Source organism: Sinorhizobium sp. P24N7 (assembly GCF_042436655.1).
Lineage (GTDB): Bacteria > Pseudomonadota > Alphaproteobacteria > Rhizobiales > Rhizobiaceae > Sinorhizobium > Sinorhizobium meliloti_A.
In genome coordinates, this window is the sequence record NZ_JBHMIW010000063.1 from 1 (window position 1) to 929 (window position 929).

1 protein-coding gene and 1 pseudogene are annotated in these 929 nt (G+C 62.4%); both read right to left on the bottom strand.

The genetic code is table 11. The features are described 5' to 3' along the window. Positions 1–391, bottom strand: a pseudogene (locus ACFHWW_RS33885) (potassium-transporting ATPase subunit B); the annotation flags it as partial. A 9-nt stretch (positions 392–400) separates the two neighbouring features. Then, the coding region (locus tag ACFHWW_RS33890; RefSeq protein ID WP_379943734.1) for a potassium-transporting ATPase subunit KdpA at positions 401–929 on the bottom strand (529 nt) is incomplete at its 5' end.

The window sequence follows — 929 nt, forward strand, 5'->3', positions numbered from 1 at the left end:
TGCGAAGTGTTCGGCTCGAAACGAGCTCGAAGTCCTCATGAGTAGCCGGGTCGCCACGCAGGCGTTTACATTCAGTCTCCGACTGGGTGGCACGCAGGCTGTCGGCGCGCGCCTTACCCCGACCTTCGGCGATCGCCTCGGCGAAATTGGCGAATAGCACAGTCACCCACAGCCAGAAGGCTATCTGGCCGACGGTTCCGGTCGTTGCTGCGCCGCTTGCGACGTCGCGCAGAAAAATGAACGTCGTGAGCAGTGCGACCACGCCCGTGACAAACATGACCGGATTGCGGTAGAGCACGCGCGGATCGAGCTTGGCGACCGCAATGCGCGCTGCCTGGGCTGCGAGCGCCCGGTCTAACAGCGAAAAGTCTTTGCGCGGATGCTTGGTCATTGAAATACCTCAGAAAGCCTGACCGGCAAGCATCGCCACCTGTTCGGCAATAGGGCCGAGGGCGAGCGCCGGAAAGAAGGTTAAACCGCCCAGGATCAGGACGACGACCATCAGCAGGATCACGAAGAGCGGACCGTGGGTCGGAAAGGTGCCGGCCGAGGCCGGTGCTGGCGTCTTGGTCGTCAGCGCCCCGGCTATCGCCAGCATAGGCACGATGAAGGCGTATCGGCCAAGAAGCATGGCGATGCCCTGCAGCGTCGTGTGGAAGGGCAAATTGGCACCGAAGCCTGCGAAGGCCGAGCCGTTGTTGCCGGTAGCCGAGGAATAGGCGTAGAGGATCTCCGAAAGTCCGTGGGGACCGGGATCCTGAACCGCGGCGAGGGCAGACGGGACCACGGCGGAAACTGCGCCGAAGACGAGAATGCCGACCGGCATCGAGAGGAAGGCCAAAACGGCAAGCTTTACCTCCTTGGCTTCGATCTTCTTGCCAAGGTATTCCGGCGTGCGGCCGACCATCAGTCCGGCGAGGAATACGGTG